This is a genomic window from Salisediminibacterium beveridgei, from assembly GCF_001721685.1.
GTDB lineage: Bacteria > Bacillota > Bacilli > Bacillales > Salisediminibacteriaceae > Salisediminibacterium > Salisediminibacterium beveridgei.
In genome coordinates, this window is record NZ_CP012502.1 from 1,298,866 (window position 1) to 1,315,027 (window position 16,162).

Consider the following 16,162-nt stretch of genomic DNA (forward strand, 5'->3'; position numbering starts at 1 on the left):
ATCTTCTTTTTAGGCTCTAAAATATATGTTGGGGTTTAGAAACAATTGCGGTTCTCTCTTCGAGGTGTTTTTCATTCCCTATCGGCGGACGCTTGCCAAGGGGCTTGTCTTCAGCTAATTCTGTCTCAGCTTTGCATCGTCAGAGTGGATCTTCAGACTGCGCTGATCCCTCTGGCGTCACCGCCTGTCACTCATGAAAAACAAGCTGATTGGTTCAAAGCCAGCATGTCAAATGGCCACAAATTTGGGCATAAAAAACACGCAGGCTCCTCTATCCTTTACACTTGAATTGACGAGAAACAAAGTGAAGGAGAGGATCTGCGTGCATACTACTGATTTTAACATGAACTTTCCGGGGTTAGAAGAAGCGATCGTCACGAAAACAGCCATTGTTGATGGGGAAGTACACATTCATATCGAGATGGAACGCGAGCCGCACAGGTGTCCATGTTGTTTTGAATGGACGAGTAAAGTCCATGATTACCGGATCCAGAAGATGCAACACCTGAAAATGTGGGAACGACCTACGGTCTTGTTCTATCGTCGAAGACGTTACGTATGCCCATGTGGCAAGCGATTTTCTGAACAGATCAAACTGGTGGAACGTTACCAACGACACACGGTGGAATGGAATCAGGCGTTGGGACTGCGTGTGATCCAGGGAAAGAATTTCACGGACACGGCCAGACAGTTTCATACGTCTCCAACCACCGTGATGAGAAGGTTCGATCAGATCGCTGCCCCTATGTTGTCGGAAGTGAAGGAGCTTCCTTCGGTCATTGCCATCGATGAGTATAAGGGAGACACCGAAAAAGGGAAATATCAAGTCATGATTGCAGATGGTGTGACAGGAAAACCATTGGATATATTGCCGGACCGTGCGGTCCAAACCGTCAAACGTTATTTACAACAGAAAGGCAGTCAAGTCCGCATCGTGGTTATGGACATGAGCCATTCCTTTAAATCAGCGGTAGACCAGGCATTGGGCAAACCTGTTATTGTCGCCGACCGGTTTCATTTTTGTCGTTATATCTATTGGGCGCTGGACCGGATTCGGCGCCGTGTACAGAAGGAATTCCACGAATATGATCGGAAAAAGTGTAAACGGATGAAGCATGTTTTTCATAAACACGCGCAAGACTTAACGGAGAAACAACACTGGTATCTCCAACGCTATCTGTCTTTGTCAGAGGAGCTTCGTGAAGCCTATGAAGTGAAAGAAGTTTATCGCGATTGGTTTGAAACGGCGAAACAGGTTGGGCAACATGATGTGCGAAGCGTAAAAGAAGAACTGCATGCGTTCTATCAATGCGTGGAGGCATCGGAGATGCAAGAGTTTCAAGACGTCCTGAAAACATTCCGAAATTGGGAAGTGGCCATCCTGAACAGCTTTGCCTATGGTTATACAAACGGTCCGATCGAAGGGTTAAACAATCAGACGAAAGTGATCAAACGGAATGCATTCGGATTCAGACGATACGATCGTTTCCGGTTCCGGGTATTACTGCATCATCAATTCAAAAATGAACATTTTCAAGTAGGATAAAGGGGCAGCGGCAAAGTGCCACTACCCCAACAATTGACTTAGAACCAAGTTTTCTAAAGGATTAAAGTGACAGAGCAGTTGAGAAGTTTTAGAAATCTGCTTGGCACATTGCCAAGCAGATTTCTATTTTAGTTCGTTTACTGCTGATTTTCTTTTTTCTGTTTTCTCATTGCATCTGCAAGATCATCCTGCTGCGTATTGCCCCACATTTTGACCCCGGTATTGTATGCAGAGCGTCCAATCATGAAAGCAGCTACAGGTGCTGTCAGGAAAACGAAAATGATTGTCAGGAGCAATTTCCCCACGACGATACCATCGATCCACAGGAAGTAAAGGAAGACGCCTGAGATGATGCTGATGACACCCAGGGTTGCACTCTTGGTTGCTGCGTGGAGGCGTCCGTAAACATCCGGAAAGCGGACAATACCGATCGCACCGAGAAGGCTCAGTGAAGCGCCCACAAGCAGGAAGATACTAATGACGATCTCGGTCAAGGACAACACCCCCTTCGACGAATTTGGCAATGGCGACAGAACCGATAAAGGCCAGTATGGCAATGACCAACACGACTTCAGCATACGCAATGGTATCTTGAATAAGCATGATGACTGCAATGAACCCGATCAGGTTAATCCCGATTGTATCAAGTGCTACGATCCGATCCGATACCGTTGGACCGATTACAGCCCGGACGGCTGTGACAAGTATGGCAACTGACATAATAAATAATACGATTCCGGCAACAGTAGGGAGCATTAATGCGTCACCTCCATAATCGCACGTTCAAAAGACTGGCGGATTTCGTCAATTGCCGCATCCTTATCAGGCACGTGAATTGAATGTACATATAACGTACGGCCATTCTCTGAGAAATTCATGGTCAATGTTCCTGGAGTTAGCGAAATTAAATTAGCCAGGAGTGTCACTTCCCAATCGGTTCGCAGTTTTGTGGGAATGGCAATGATGCCAGGCTCAATATTCATTTTGGGGCTCAGCACAATCTTGATCATATCAATATTTGACAGGATTAACTTGTACAGAAAAAGTATCAGAAGTTTGAACAAGGCGATCACTCGTCGGAAATAAAAGTCAAAGTGCAGAAACCTGCGCAGAAGATAGAGCAGGGCAACACCGACTAGGTAACCGATGAAGAAATCCAGGAATGTATACTCGTTTTGCAGCAGCATCCAGATGAAGGCCAGACCGATGTTTAATAAAATTTGAAAAGCCATTGGCACCTACTCCTTCAGTACAGATTCGATATAGATTGACGGATCAGTCAGCTGTTCACCCATTTCCAGTGAGAAAGCGAAAAACGGCTCAGCTGCGACACCTAAGAGGATCGTCAGGAAGACAAGCGGCAAGATTGGAATCAGCAGTCTGCCAACAGGCTTCTTCTCTGATTCTGCGTGATCAGGGAATTTGACTTCTCCCCAGAAAGACGTAATAAAAATTTTCATCATTGAGAAGAGTGTCAGAACACCAGTGAGAAGACTGACAAAAATCACGAAATAATGTCCCGCTTCAAGACCCGCCACAACGAGGGCGAATTTTCCGAAGAAACCACTCAGCGGCGGTATCCCCGCCAGGGAGATGGCGGATATGAAAAAGAGCCAGCCGAGATAAGGATGTGTTTTCAAGAGACCGCTCATCTTCTTCAGGTGTGTTGTCCCGGAAACGTGCTCTGTAGCACCTGCAAAGAAGAAGAGTGCGGATTTCACGATAATATTGTGTGCAAGGAAATAAAATGTACCTGCAATCGCAAGACTGGTGCCAATCCCGATCCCCATGATCATGTAACCAACCTGCGAAACGATATGAACGGCCAGGATCCGCTTGAAATCAAACTGAGCTACCGCACCGAGCACACCGATGAACATCGTGAGCCCTCCCACAATGAGAAGGACGTTGAAGATCAATTGATCGTGATGGAAAATAAGCGTATACATCCTCATCACGGTATAAACACCGACTTTGGTTAACAGCCCCCCGAATAATGCAGCCATTGCTGCCGGAGGTGCAAAGTAGGAGTGAGGCAGCCAGAAATAAAGCGGGAATATCGCACTCTTCGTACCAAAGACGAAGAGGAAGACAAGCCCAATCACCGTCAAAATACCAGAGTTTCCAGCTTCATATAGTTCGCCGACTTTAATGGAGAGATCGGCCATATTCAATGTTCCGGTTACACCATAAATATAGGCAACCGCAATAATAAAGAACATTGAGGAAACAGTGTTGATGATCACATACTTCAATGATTCCCGCAGTTGGTACTTCTTACTCCCGAACGAAATCAGAATGAAGGATGAAATCAGCATCACTTCGAAAAAGACAAAAAGGTTAAACAAGTCACCTGTCAGGAATGAACCATTGACGCCAACGATTAAAAACAGAAAGAACGAATGGAAATAATGATATTCCCGTTCAGCTGTGAAGGTTTGATACGTATAGAACAAGGTGACCAGTCCAAGTATGCTGGCAAGCCAGACCAATGATGCGGACAACAGATCGCCTACCAGAATAATGCCGAATGGTGCAGGCCAGTCACCAAGGGCAAGTGTTTGAATCCCATCTGCATATGCGAAGTAAACCAGGGTTGTTGATGCCAACAGAACCAGCAGCATGGACGAAACAGTCAAAATCCGCTGCAGATTTTTGTACTCTTTGAAAAAGATAAGCACAACCCCGATTAACAGAGGGATGAGTATGGGTAATACGACTAGATTAATCATCTTCAGATCCCCTTAATTCATCAAAGTTGTCTGTTCCGTGCGCTTTATATGTCCGGTAGGCCAATACGAGCATAAACGCAGTAATACCAAAACCAATAACAATTGCTGTCAGGATCAGCGCCTGAGGAAGCGGGTCTGCATAAGATGCAGCTTCCTCTCCCAAAAGAGGTGGCGATCCGAGCTTCAAGCCTGATAAAGTCAGCAGTAACAAATGCGCCGCATGTGAAAGAATAACGACGCCCAGGATAACGCGTAAAAGGCTTTTGGTCAAAATCAGATAGGTTGCCACGGAGACAAATATGCCGATCATAAAAATCATGAGTATTTCCATCAGCTATCATCCTCCGCAATTGTCAGTATAGTCAAGAGTGTAAACCCGACGACAACAAGGTAAATACCAAGGTCGAAAGGCAAGGCAGAAGTCAATTCGATTTCGCCGAGGATAGGTACATTATAGTATTCAAAAAACTGCGTTAAATACGGAAATCCAAAAAACATACCGACAATGCCCGTAACGATTGCGATTAACAATCCAGCGGCAATGATCCTTTCGTAGTTGAATGGAATAACCCGTTTAATGGTCTTCAGGTCAAAGCTTAAATAGAGCAAAACCAGTGCTGAAGCAGTCATTAATCCACCTATAAAACCCCCGCCGGGATTGTTGTGTCCGGCAAAAAACAAAAACACGGAAAAGGCGAGAATAATGAAAGCAACGATTCGGGTGATTACATGGAGTTGAATCGGGTTATTCATCATACGCCATCCCCTCCCGATGCTTTATATTTAATCAACACGACAACGGCAAGACCAACGATCCCCAGAACAAGCACTTCAAGCAATGTATCAAGTCCACGGAAATCGACGAGGATCACGTTGACGATGTTCTGTCCGCCTGCAAGTGCATATGCGTTTTCCACGAAATAGTCTGAAATCGGTGAAACCGGGTTAGCTGTGCTGAACGCATGCGCACTCAGTGCCACCAGTGTAACCACTGTTCCGACCCCGATGGAAATCACGAGGTTGGTCAGTTTAAAAGCCGGTTTGAAGCTCTCTTTTTTTAACTCAGGCAAATGGTAGAAAACCAGCAGTAATAACACAACCATGACAGTTTCCACCAATAGCTGGGTCAACGCCAAGTCAGGTGCCCGGAGCACAACGAACAAGAGTGCAACGAGGAAACCGACAACACCCAGGAGCACAATGGCAGGGATCCTTTTGGATACAAATGGAATTGCGACTGTGGCTAAGGTTGTCGCAGCGACAATCAAGAAGAGATATGGTGATATCGCCGCCGTTTGACTGAAATCAATAGTGATGGAACCGGTGGTGATCAATGCATAACCGAGTACAAGAATCAAGAAAGTGAACATATACATGAAGTAATGTCTCAGTTTACCGGTCATCTGGATGCCATCGACTTTTTGGGCACCGCTGATGAGGCCTTTGAGGCCATTATCATAGAACCAGTTGAATAGATCCCGTTCACCTGCATAAAATGCTGTACGCTCCAACTTTTGAATGTTCAAGAAGATCGCAGCACCTATGAAGACGACACCAAGGGTCATTAACAGTTCTGCGTTGATGCCATGCCAATGATAAATATTAATATAAAACTGTTCGCCCGGTGCTGTCAGCCCAGGGAGAATCGCCTGCATCGCCGGTTCAATAATGGTGTAAGCGAGCAGGTTTGGAAACAACCCGAAGAAAATCACCATGCTTGCCAGAACGGCTGGTGAAATCAGCATCCCTATAGGAGCTTCATGGGCGTGTTTTGGCAATTGATCTGGTTTATGTTCTCCGGTAAACGTCTTGAAGAGCATCATTGCTGAATACACAAAGGTGAAAACAGATGCAATCCATGCGATAACCGGGAAGATCATCATCAGAGCCTGACCACTGAAGGCGTCAACGGTCGCAGCATTTAAGGCACCTTCAAAGAACAGTTCTTTACTGAGAAAGCCGTTAAAGGGAGGCAAACCGGCCATGGATGCAATACCGATAACAGAAATGGTGAAAGTCACCGGCATGATCGCCATCAAACCGCCTAATTTCCGTATATCCCGGGTGCCGGTCTCATGGTCAATGATCTCGACCACCATAAACAGACTGCCTTTGAAAGTCGCGTGATTGAACAGATGGAATACGGCGGCAAGAACGGCCACTGTATAGAGCGATTGTCCACCATCCAGACCGTAATGGAATGCAGCAGAGCCCATCCCCAGAAGACTCATGATTAAACCGAGCTGACTGACGGTTGAAAAGGCGAGAATGCCTTTGAGGTCTTTTTGTCTTACAGCAGAAACAGATCCCCATAAAAGCGTAAAGAGACCGAATCCGGTAACGATCCAGAACCATTCTTGCTGACCGCCAAAAAGTGGCGTCAGACGGGCCACAAGGTAGATGCCGGCTTTTACCATTGTGGCGGAATGTAAGTAGGCACTGACCGGTGTTGGAGCTTCCATAGCGTCCGGTAACCAGATATGGAATGGAAACTGTGCCGATTTCGTAAATGCGCCGGCCAAAATCAAAAGCATGGCAGGAAGGAAATATGGATTTGCAGCAATCTGATCCGCCACTTCAATGATGCCCCGAATGCTGAAGGTTCCCGTCATCAAATACAGCAATGTGAACCCTGCGAGCATTGCAAAGCCGCCTGTTACGGTAATCAACATGGATTTTTGAGCACCGTAGCGGGATTTCTCTTTGTGGAACCAGTACCCGATTAGTAATGCGGATGATAAACTGGTCAACTCCCAAAAGACATAGAGAACGATCAGGTTATCAGAGAGAACCACCCCGAGCATTGCACCCATGAACATCATCAGATACACATAAAAATTGTTCAATGGCTCATCTTTTTTGTTGGCAATGTAGTAAATAGAGTAAAGAACCACCAGTATTCCAATCCCACTGATCAACAGAGCGAATAGAAGGCTGAGTCCGTCCACATAAACCGTGTAGGCAATGTCCAGAGACGGTACCCATTCAAAAGTGTACATGACCTCCTGAAACGGATCTCCGCTGAAAGGCAGGTATTGAAGCATAAACAAAAAAATGATTAACGGTACAGGCAATAAAAACCAGCCTGTATGGACACTTCGGAATCTTTTATACAGAAATGGAATGAATATGGCCACGATAAATGGCAATAATGGAATCAAGTGAAGCGTTGACAAATGATATACCTCCCTTTTATTAAAATGTAGTTTGAGCTTACAAGTTCATTGGATTCATGGTTGGCATCATGACGAATCCGTCCTGGATTTACTCAGAACGGACAGGCTGCCGGCCGGGTCCCGTGCGCAACTTTACGATTATCACATTAAGCATACGTAAAATTATAATATAAATCCAACCCCCATGCATCCTTAGAAGCCTTTATTCCGTAGTGATTTTTCAGTTTTATTAAATATGAAGAAACTGATCGAACATAACGAAAAAAAATTTTTTTCTAACCCGTGAAATAAACAAATTCAGTTTGAAATCATGGGGTGGAAACAGGTATGATAGATAAGTGTCAGAACGTGTGTATAAAAGATTAACCACGAAAAGAGGGATCGGCAGGTGCTGAAACGATTCATCCCAAAACAGTATGTACCGACAGTGTTTGATATCTCCATTCAGGGATTAAAAGATGCAGGGATCCATTATATCATTACGGACCTGGACAATACACTGGTTGCCTGGGATCAGGCAAATGCAACAGAAGAACTTGAAGCATGGTTTACTCACCTCAGAAAAGAGGGCTTTACCATTGCCATCGTATCAAACAATAATGAGAAAAGGGTAAAAGCTTTTGCAGAACCGCTCAATATTCCTTTTATTTATAGAGCAAAAAAACCACTCACAGGTGGTTTTAATCAGGCTTTAAAGTTATTGAACGGAAGAAAAGAAGAGGCCGTTGTGATTGGTGATCAGCTGATGACGGATATTCTTGGCGCGAACCGCGGCGGTTATAACACGGTTTTGGTTGTGCCGGTGAAACCTTCAGACAGTGTTTTCACGAAATTCAACCGCATTATGGAAAGACGTGTATTCAGTGCGATGAAACGAAAGGGGTTAATTGAATGGGATCAGATCGACAGCAGGAAACGATAATGTGCGCAGGCTGCGGCGTAAAGATACAAACAGAGGACAAAAACAAAGCGGGGTACACTCCCTCATCGGCACTCGAGCGAGAAATCTTAATTTGTCAACGCTGCTTCCGATTAAAACATTACAATGAAGTGCAGGATGTTTCATTAACAGACGATGATTTCCTGAGAATATTAAATGAATTAGGCAACAAAAAAGGTCTTGTCGTCAAAATCGTGGATATTTTTGATTTTGATGGCAGCTGGCTGAACGGTCTTCAGCGCTATGTCGGTCAAAATCCAATCCTTCTGGTCGGCAACAAGGTCGATCTCCTGCCTAAATCTGTTAAACGTCAGAAAGTGATTCAATGGATGAAAAAAGCAGCAAAAGACAAAGGGTTGAAACCGGTGGATGTGCATCTGATGAGCGCTGAAACCGGAGAAGGCGTCCTGGAAGCGGCTGATTTGATAGAGTCTTATCGCAATCAGGGTGATGTCTTTGTAGCGGGATGCACCAACACGGGGAAATCGACATTTATCAACCGGCTGCTGAAAGAATTTGGTGCTGCAGAAGATCTGATGATCACAACATCAAACATTCCGGGCACGACGTTGGATATGATCGATGTGCCGCTTGACGACGGGGCTTCCCTTTACGACACGCCAGGCATTATTAATCCGCATCAAATGGCCCATCTGGTTGGAGCGTCGTCGTTGAAAGTCATGATGCCCCGAAAAGAAGTGAAACCAAAAATATTTCAGTTATCCAGTGAACAGTCGATCTTTTTTGCCGGACTTGGACGCGTTGATTTTCTGAAAGGGGAACGTCAGTCTTTCGTCGTTTATATGTCCAATGATCTGTATATTCACCGGACAAAGCTCGAAAAGGCGGATCATCTTTATGAGACGCAGCTAGGAGATCAGTTGGCACCGCCGACAGGCGATGAATTGACAGAATTTCCGGCTTTAAAACGAAAAGAGTGGAAAGTGGAAGCTGGCAAATTTGATATCGTGTATTCCGGACTTGGGTGGGTAACGATTGATGGCCCGGGTGCCATTGTTGCATCCTATGCACCTGTTGGTGTTGAAGTGACTATCAGACCTTCTATATTTTGATGAAATGTGCTCTGAAATGAAGGGAAGATGAGGTGAGCAGAGATGAAACAGTTATTTGGTGTTATAGGAGATCCGATTGAACACAGTCTGTCTCCTGTCATGCATGAAGCGGCGTTTGAGCATGTCGGGATAGCTGCAGATTATCATGCCTTTCATGTATTACCAAAAGATTTGCAAGGTGCCCTTGAAGGTGTTAAAGCCCTGGGTATAAGTGGGCTCAATGTGACGATCCCCCATAAGGTGAACGTGATGAGGTATCTGGATCATATTGACCCTTTAGCAGAACGGATTGGTGCAGTGAATACCATCGTGAACGATGACGGTATCCTGACGGGTTATAATACGGATGGCATGGGGTATCTTGAAGGATTGCGTCCACTTTTGGACATGCCGTTGACGGATATGCGTGCTCTGATCATCGGAGCAGGAGGCGCTGCCAGGGCAGTAGCCATGACACTCGCATCCAAAGGAATCAAAGAATTGTATATTGCCAACCGGACCGAGACGAAAGCCGGAGAACTGGCCAAAGCATGTAAGCCGCTTACGGCGACGAGGTCATTAACGTTGAGTCTCGCACAGGCAAGGCTCATGGAATTTGATCTGGTAGTCAATACGACGTCAGTCGGTATGGCGCCAAATGTTGATAACCTGCCAATCTCTTTGGAGATGCTGGGCAGACATACGATCATTACCGACCTGATTTACAACCCGGATGAAACGCGGTTTCTTAAGATGGCCCGGCAAAAAGGGGCAAAAACACAAAATGGATTGAATATGTTTGTTCTTCAAGGCGGACTGGCCTTTGAAAAATGGACTGGAAAATCAGCCCCGCGCGATGTAATGCGAAAAGCGGTGCTGGAACAATTAGGAGGTAACTGATGTTAACTGGCAAACAGAAAAGATATTTACGGAGTTTGGCGCATAATTTGAAACCGATTTTTCAAGTGGGAAAAGGCGGAGTGAATGACAATCTGATTAAGCAGGTCGGAGAGGCACTTGAAGCGAGAGAATTAATCAAAGTGAGTGTGCTCCAAAACTGCCTGGAAGATAAGCATGATGTGGGAGCACAAATCTCAAAAGGTGCGGATGCTCATCTGGTCCAAATCATCGGTAATACGATTGTTCTCTATAAAACATCTGAGGAGAATCAATCCATTGATTTGCCGTCATAGGTAAGGAGGAACCACTGATGCAGCATACAGGTATTCTCGGAGGGACGTTTGATCCACCACATATCGGTCACGTGATCATGGCGGAAGAAGCCAGGATCAACCGGGGCTTTGATGAAATCTGGTGGCTGCCGAATGCCCTGCCCCCTCATAAGGAAGCCTCTGGTGCCACGACTCAGGAAGATCGTTTAGAAATGGTGAAGAGGATCACGGATCTCTCCAACCACTATAAACTGTGTGATATCGAAATGGAAAGGGAAGGCCGGTCCTTTACAATTGATACGATCAAGGAACTGATTAAAAGGTATCCGGACCACCGCTTTGAATTTATTATGGGTGGAGACAGTCTTACTGGGTTTTATAGCTGGCATGAGGCACAAAAACTGGCCTCGCTTCTGCCGTTCACCGTTTTCGCAAGACCCGGATATCCGATCCCCGATACCTTATTACCAGAGTCATTAACGATCCTGAAAGATATTTCGTTGGATCTTTCTTCAACGGATATCCGTGATCGTATGAAACAAGGCAAAGATAACCGGTATCTGCTGACTGATCAAGTGTATTCTTATATCAGGAAGAAGGGTTTGTATGAACGAAACACAGGCTTTTGAACAAGTGAAACAGGCGTTGAAACCGAAGCGATTTGAACACACCATCAGAGTCGTTACGACCGCTGAAAAGCTTCAGAATAGGTTTGGCGGAAACCTTGAAGTGATCCGTATGGCTGCTATCCTCCATGACTATGCCAAATATCGCCCCGTAGAAGAAATGAAACAGGAAGTAAGAGCAAACGACGAACTTCCCCTGGAAATTCTTGATTACGGTGAAGAGATCCTGCACGCCTTTGTCGGTTCAGTCTATCTGAAGAAGGAATTGCAAGTGACGGACAACCGGATTTTAGACGCTGTTTCGTATCATACAACTGGCAGAGCAGGGATGACACTGGAAGAGAAAATCGTATTTCTCGCTGATTATATAGAGCCGGGACGAACCTTCAAACAGGCAGCACTTGTCCGTGAGATTGCAGAAAAGAATTTAAACCAAGCCTGTTTTACATCTCTCGGATTTACAATACAGTTTCTTGCAGGCAAAGGGTTACCGATTTACCCCGACACATTTATTGGGTATAATGATTTATATAAACAGATTTGACCAATGGAGGATTGATGATTGAATTATGACTACTGAAGATTTACTGGCTTTGGCTGTTAAGGCCATTGATGATAAAAACGGTCAACAGATTGTAACGATGGATATGAAAGGTGTTTCACTTGTAGCGGACTATTTCGTGATTACTCACGGTAATTCCGAGACGCAAGTTGAGGCGATTGCCCGAGAAGTGAAAAAAAAGGCTCAGGAGTATGGCTTGGATGTGAAACGTTTGGAAGGCCTCAATGATGCCAGATGGGTACTGATCGATCTGAAATACGTCGTCATCCATGTATTTCATAAAGAAGAACGGCTTTATTACAATCTGGAGAAGCTTTGGAGTGATGCCAGGACGATTCCGTCGGAGGACATTCTCAATATGCATTCCTGAAAGGGCGTGACCTGATGTACCACCATTTTTCATCCGTATATGATCAATTAATGGAAGATGCTCCTTATGATGATTGGCTGGATTATACGAGAAGATATGTAAAACCCGGATCAGAAATTCTGGATGTGGCTTGCGGTACAGGGACATTCACACTGCTTTTGGCAGAAGAAGGTTATCAGGTCAGTGGTGTTGATCTTTCCACGGATATGCTGACAATCGCGGATACCAAGTCCCGCTTAAAGAATTTGCGGATCCCATTTTTGCATCAGGATATGCGAAAACTCGATGGTTTTTTCGATCTGGATGCTGTCCTTTTATTTTGTGACGGTTTAAATTATTTACAGGGTCAGGCGGACGTAAGAGCGACGTTTGACGCCGTTTTTCAATCCTTGAAAAGCGGGGGCGAATTTTTGTTTGATGTTCATTCACCTTACAAGATTGAAGAAGTATTTCATCATCAAATGTACGGTGAGAACGGTGAAGATATTTCATATATGTGGTTCTCTGAAGAAGGAGATGAGCCACTGAGTGTCAACCACATTATTACGTTTTTCCGAAAACGTGAAGACGGCACGTATGAAAGATTCGATGAAGAGCATTATCAGCGGACGTTTTCACCGGATGTGTATTTTGACCTCTTGTACAAAACCGGCTTTAAAGACATCGATATAACGGCTTCATTCGGAAATGAACCTGTAAAAGAGGAAACAGAACGGATTTTCTTCAGGGCTGTAAAACCATAATACCCTCACTATTTCTTCTCAGGCAGTTCCAATCGCACTGTCTATTTCTTCACAGATCGTTTCTGCATGAATGGAAGAAGGCATTTTTGAACATTCATGCAAGAAAGGATCATTTCCCCTTAACAACAACTGATCTCCACATTTGAACGTTTAAACTGTATCGGAACGGATCGTACAGTACATGTGATTAACAGAATCATCACCAATAAAACAATGGGGGTTTGATGATGAATCATGTACGTGCGAATGCAAAGTTGATTGCCATCAGTGCATTGGCGGGATGTGTCCTGATGCTGATCGCCGGTTATGTAGTGTTCAATGTAATGAACGGGCAGGCTGCTTCTTCTGACTGGGAGGACTGGTTTATGGAAGAGGCTGCAACGGAAAACGCAGAACAGGAAGAAACGGATGAACAATCAGGCTTTGACCAACCTGAATCCAGTGATACTGTGGTTGATGATGCGTTTTATATTGATGTGAAAGGGGCTGTGAGACGCCCTGGCGTCTATCGTCTGTTAGACGGTTCAAGAGTATTGGATGCTGTTATGGAAGCAGGCGGTTTCATTGACGATGCGGCCTATGATGGCATTAACCTGGCACAAAAGCTTCATGATGAGATGGTCGTTTTCGTCCCTTATGTATACCAGGAAGAACAAATGGAAGGAATCCCGTTTGCAACTGAATGGACAGTCAGTGAAAATGAGAAAGATGGCGCGGTGTGTTTGAATTCATCCGATCAGGCTGAACTTGAAACACTGCCTGGAATCGGCCCTTCCAAGGCAGCGGCTATCATTTCTTACCGGGAAGAAGCAGGTGCTTTTTCAACTATTGACGAGTTAAAAAATGTTCCGGGAATTGGCGATAAGACGTTCGTCACACTGGAATCCTTAATTCAGGTCACGCCGGGTTCTATACCATGAGACCGCTCGTCCTTCTCGCGCTCTGGACGCTGACGTTTGCTGCGCTCCTGGAAGGTGTACCCATAACGGTGATTGGGATATGTCTCGGATTGTCGATCGCTGGGAGCGTCCGGTTGATCCACTCGAACCGTAATGGGGAAAATCTAATTATGTACCTGGTGTTCATTGCCGGATTATTTACGGTGGCTGCGTTGCTGTTTTATCATCAGACGAAAGATGAGCTGCCATTGATCGATGAGACTCCTCAGTCTGTATCAGGAATCGTGGCGCAATCGCCAACCGAAACTGCAGGGGGGAACTATTTGCGGTTTCAATGGCAGACGGCTATGATTGGCAACGTTCTGGTTTATGTAAATCAAGAAGAGGGACCGGTCGTGATTCCGTCAGGGTCAAGATGTTTAATCTCTGAACCGGATTTAATCCGTCCGCAAGGGCCGTCCAATCCTCATGAATTTGATTTTGCGACTCACCTGTACCGGCAGAACATTCACAATCAATTGTTTATTTCACCTCATCAGATTCGCTGTCATCCGGATAAAGCAGGGGGATTTCATCTTATCCGGCGGTTCCGGGAGGCAGGAATTCAGAAAGTGGATGATGGAATCAGTGGTATTGCCCCCCGATCATCGGCCTTAATGAAGGCGTTGGTGTTCGGTGATCGGGGTGATATTCCAGATGACATTCTGAATGCCTATCAACGTCTTGGCATCATTCATTTATTAGCGGTTTCCGGTTTGCATGTCGGCTTATTGACACTGTACCTCCATTGGATACTCATGCGGATTGGTCTGACACGTGAAACTGCCATATGGCTGTTGCTTTTCATATTGCCCTTTTTCATGATTGTTGCAGGAGGAGCGCCTTCGGTAGTGAGAGCTTCCGTTACCGTGATGATTGTTATTCTGGTGAAAAAAACAGGGCAAGGACTGATGGCAGCTGATGCCATTTCACTCGTATGTATCCTGCTTTTGATAATGAATCCAGCATTGATTCATCACATTGGTTTTCAACTTAGTTTTTTGACCTCTTTCACGTTAATTCTATCGGTGACTATATTGAAGAATGAATCGCGAACCCGGCAGTTGATGCTCGTGACAATTTCTGCACAGGTCATCTCTGCACCTGTAACCATAGGGGCTTTTTATGAATGGAGTGTGTTGGCAGTATTTGCGAATCTTTTGATGGTCCCACTGGTGACGGTCATTCTCCTGCCCACTGCCTTCCTGTCCGTGTTATTGCTGAATCTGCACCAGAGTCTGGCGTATATCCCTGTTGCGATTATGGAAGGAATCCTTGTTGCAGTAGATTCTATTCTGGTTCAATCAGGGGAACGCTCGTTTGCAGCAATTTTGTTCGGTTCATTGTCAGAATGGCAATTACTGATGTTATGTGCGTCAACCTTGTCATTTTTTCTGATCTGGGAACTCTCAGGGGGAAGACGTTTACTGAAAGCAGGAATTCCTTTTCTGTTGAGCTTGGGTATTGTCTATGCAACTCCTTATTTTGATTCGGGAACAACGGTGACGTTTTTGGATGTCGGGCAAGGAGATGCTGCTGTGATCGAGTTACCGTTTCGAAGGGGTGTCTATATGGTCGATACTGGAGGAATTCGTGACTGGCATGATGCGGATGGTCCTTATGAATTTACGATTAAACCCTTTCTCAGAGGACAAGGAATCCGCAAACTGGATAAAGTCCTGCTGTCTCATGGCCACCACGATCATGTCGGTGAAATGTGTGCGATCGTAAAAGACATTCAGGTAGATCTAGTGTTGTTTTCCGGAGCGAAAGAACCCGAACCGATCATGCTTGAGACATTGCATTGCGTGCAAGACCTGGGAGGACGGGTCAGCTACAGTTCAAGAGGAGATCGTTGGATCGATGGTGATAGTTATTGGCAGGTGCTCCATCCGGAACCGGGTGATGCATTCTCTGAGAATGATATGTCCATGGTATTACACGCCTCAATTCAAGGTGTGACAATATTGTTCACGGGGGATGTGGAAGAAACTGTCGAAGCGAGGCTGGTGGAAAGGAACCTGCTGACTCCAGTGGATATTCTTAAAGTAGCTCATCACGGCAGCAGGACTTCAAGCACAGTGCAATTTGTTGCTGCAACTGATCCGGCAGAGGCCGTCATCTCTGCCGGGCGTCACAACACCTATGGACATCCGCATGAAGATGTCGTCAATCGATTTCTTGATCAGGGGACAGTCCTCTATCAGACTGCAGATGAGGGTGCTGTGCAATACCGGATACAAAATGGTTCCTATGAAGTAGAGACGTTTCGTTTGGAACAATAAAAAAAGAGGCTTCTTTCCCT

The 16,162-nt window shown here is 45.3% G+C and carries 18 protein-coding genes; 11 read left to right on the forward strand and 7 right to left on the reverse strand.

Annotated elements, in window-relative coordinates; translation table 11 throughout:
* Window positions 1–343: 343 nt before the first annotated feature.
* Window positions 344–1,546 (forward strand): ISL3 family transposase, encoded by a 1,203-nt coding sequence (locus BBEV_RS05915; protein ID WP_069366620.1) that lies wholly within the window; start codon window positions 344–346, stop codon window positions 1,544–1,546.
* Window positions 1,547–1,683: 137 nt separating this feature from the next.
* Here the strand turns inward: BBEV_RS05915 and mnhG are convergent, their stop codons facing one another.
* Genes mnhG through BBEV_RS05950 form a run of 7 tightly spaced genes read right to left on the reverse strand, consistent with a single transcriptional unit; the run spans window position 1,684 to window position 7,454 of the window.
* Window positions 1,684–2,040, reverse strand: a complete 357-nt coding sequence (mnhG, locus tag BBEV_RS05920; protein ID WP_084007252.1) for a monovalent cation/H(+) antiporter subunit G — start codon at window positions 2,038–2,040, stop codon at window positions 1,684–1,686.
* Window positions 2,021–2,302 carry a Na(+)/H(+) antiporter subunit F1 gene (locus tag BBEV_RS05925; RefSeq protein WP_069364628.1) on the reverse strand — a complete coding sequence of 94 codons (282 nt, stop codon included), beginning with the start codon at window positions 2,300–2,302 and terminating at the stop codon, window positions 2,021–2,023. The genes mnhG and BBEV_RS05925 overlap by 20 nt, the downstream gene beginning before the upstream one ends.
* Window positions 2,302–2,778, reverse strand: coding sequence for a Na+/H+ antiporter subunit E (locus BBEV_RS05930; RefSeq protein ID WP_069364629.1), 477 nt, complete (start codon window positions 2,776–2,778; stop codon window positions 2,302–2,304). Before BBEV_RS05930 ends, BBEV_RS05925 begins: the two co-directional genes overlap by 1 nt.
* A gap of 6 nt (window positions 2,779–2,784) precedes the next feature.
* Window positions 2,785–4,278, reverse strand: a complete 1,494-nt coding sequence (locus tag BBEV_RS05935; protein WP_069364630.1) for a Na+/H+ antiporter subunit D — start codon at window positions 4,276–4,278, stop codon at window positions 2,785–2,787.
* On the reverse strand, window positions 4,271–4,609 hold the full coding sequence (locus BBEV_RS05940) for a Na(+)/H(+) antiporter subunit C (RefSeq protein ID WP_069364631.1): 339 nt from the start codon (window positions 4,607–4,609) through the stop codon (window positions 4,271–4,273). Before BBEV_RS05940 ends, BBEV_RS05935 begins: the two co-directional genes overlap by 8 nt.
* The gene (locus tag BBEV_RS05945) at window positions 4,609–5,034 is read right to left on the reverse strand and encodes a Na(+)/H(+) antiporter subunit B (protein ID WP_069364632.1); all 426 of its coding nucleotides are present in this window, start codon (window positions 5,032–5,034) and stop codon (window positions 4,609–4,611) included. The genes BBEV_RS05940 and BBEV_RS05945 overlap by 1 nt, the downstream gene beginning before the upstream one ends.
* The gene (locus BBEV_RS05950; protein WP_069364633.1) at window positions 5,031–7,454 is read right to left on the reverse strand and encodes a Na+/H+ antiporter subunit A; all 2,424 of its coding nucleotides are present in this window, start codon (window positions 7,452–7,454) and stop codon (window positions 5,031–5,033) included. The genes BBEV_RS05945 and BBEV_RS05950 overlap by 4 nt, the downstream gene beginning before the upstream one ends.
* A gap of 388 nt (window positions 7,455–7,842) precedes the next feature.
* On the opposite strand from BBEV_RS05950, the gene BBEV_RS05955 reads away from it, so the two are divergent.
* From BBEV_RS05955 to BBEV_RS06000, 10 genes are all read left to right on the forward strand, one after another.
* Window positions 7,843–8,376, forward strand: a complete 534-nt coding sequence (locus tag BBEV_RS05955) for a YqeG family HAD IIIA-type phosphatase (protein ID WP_069364634.1) — start codon at window positions 7,843–7,845, stop codon at window positions 8,374–8,376.
* Window positions 8,346–9,467 (forward strand): ribosome biogenesis GTPase YqeH, encoded by a 1,122-nt coding sequence (gene yqeH, locus BBEV_RS05960; RefSeq protein WP_069364635.1) that lies wholly within the window; start codon window positions 8,346–8,348, stop codon window positions 9,465–9,467. The genes BBEV_RS05955 and yqeH overlap by 31 nt, the downstream gene beginning before the upstream one ends.
* Window positions 9,468–9,509: 42 nt before the next feature.
* Complete coding sequence (gene aroE, locus BBEV_RS05965) at window positions 9,510–10,346, forward strand: shikimate dehydrogenase (protein WP_069364636.1); 837 nt, start codon at window positions 9,510–9,512, stop codon at window positions 10,344–10,346.
* Window positions 10,346–10,639: a ribosome assembly RNA-binding protein YhbY gene (yhbY, locus tag BBEV_RS05970; RefSeq protein WP_069364637.1), complete on the forward strand. Its 294-nt coding sequence runs from the start codon at window positions 10,346–10,348 to the stop codon at window positions 10,637–10,639. The genes aroE and yhbY overlap by 1 nt, the downstream gene beginning before the upstream one ends.
* 17 nt (window positions 10,640–10,656) lie before the next feature.
* The gene (gene nadD / locus BBEV_RS05975) at window positions 10,657–11,247 is read left to right on the forward strand and encodes a nicotinate-nucleotide adenylyltransferase (RefSeq protein ID WP_069364638.1); all 591 of its coding nucleotides are present in this window, start codon (window positions 10,657–10,659) and stop codon (window positions 11,245–11,247) included.
* Complete coding sequence (gene yqeK / locus BBEV_RS05980; protein WP_069364639.1) at window positions 11,225–11,788, forward strand: bis(5'-nucleosyl)-tetraphosphatase (symmetrical) YqeK; 564 nt, start codon at window positions 11,225–11,227, stop codon at window positions 11,786–11,788. The genes nadD and yqeK overlap by 23 nt, the downstream gene beginning before the upstream one ends.
* A gap of 25 nt (window positions 11,789–11,813) precedes the next feature.
* Entirely contained in the window at window positions 11,814–12,176 is a 363-nt protein-coding gene (gene rsfS / locus BBEV_RS05985; RefSeq protein WP_069364640.1) for a ribosome silencing factor, read from the forward strand.
* Window positions 12,177–12,190: 14 nt separating this feature from the next.
* Complete coding sequence (locus BBEV_RS05990; RefSeq protein WP_084007253.1) at window positions 12,191–12,919, forward strand: class I SAM-dependent DNA methyltransferase; 729 nt, start codon at window positions 12,191–12,193, stop codon at window positions 12,917–12,919.
* A 227-nt stretch (window positions 12,920–13,146) separates the two neighbouring features.
* Window positions 13,147–13,839 (forward strand): helix-hairpin-helix domain-containing protein, encoded by a 693-nt coding sequence (locus BBEV_RS05995; RefSeq protein WP_069364642.1) that lies wholly within the window; start codon window positions 13,147–13,149, stop codon window positions 13,837–13,839.
* A complete protein-coding gene (locus BBEV_RS06000; protein WP_069364643.1) occupies window positions 13,836–16,142 on the forward strand; it encodes a DNA internalization-related competence protein ComEC/Rec2 in 2,307 nt (768 codons plus the stop codon). The genes BBEV_RS05995 and BBEV_RS06000 overlap by 4 nt, the downstream gene beginning before the upstream one ends.
* Window positions 16,143–16,162: the final 20 nt, after the last annotated feature.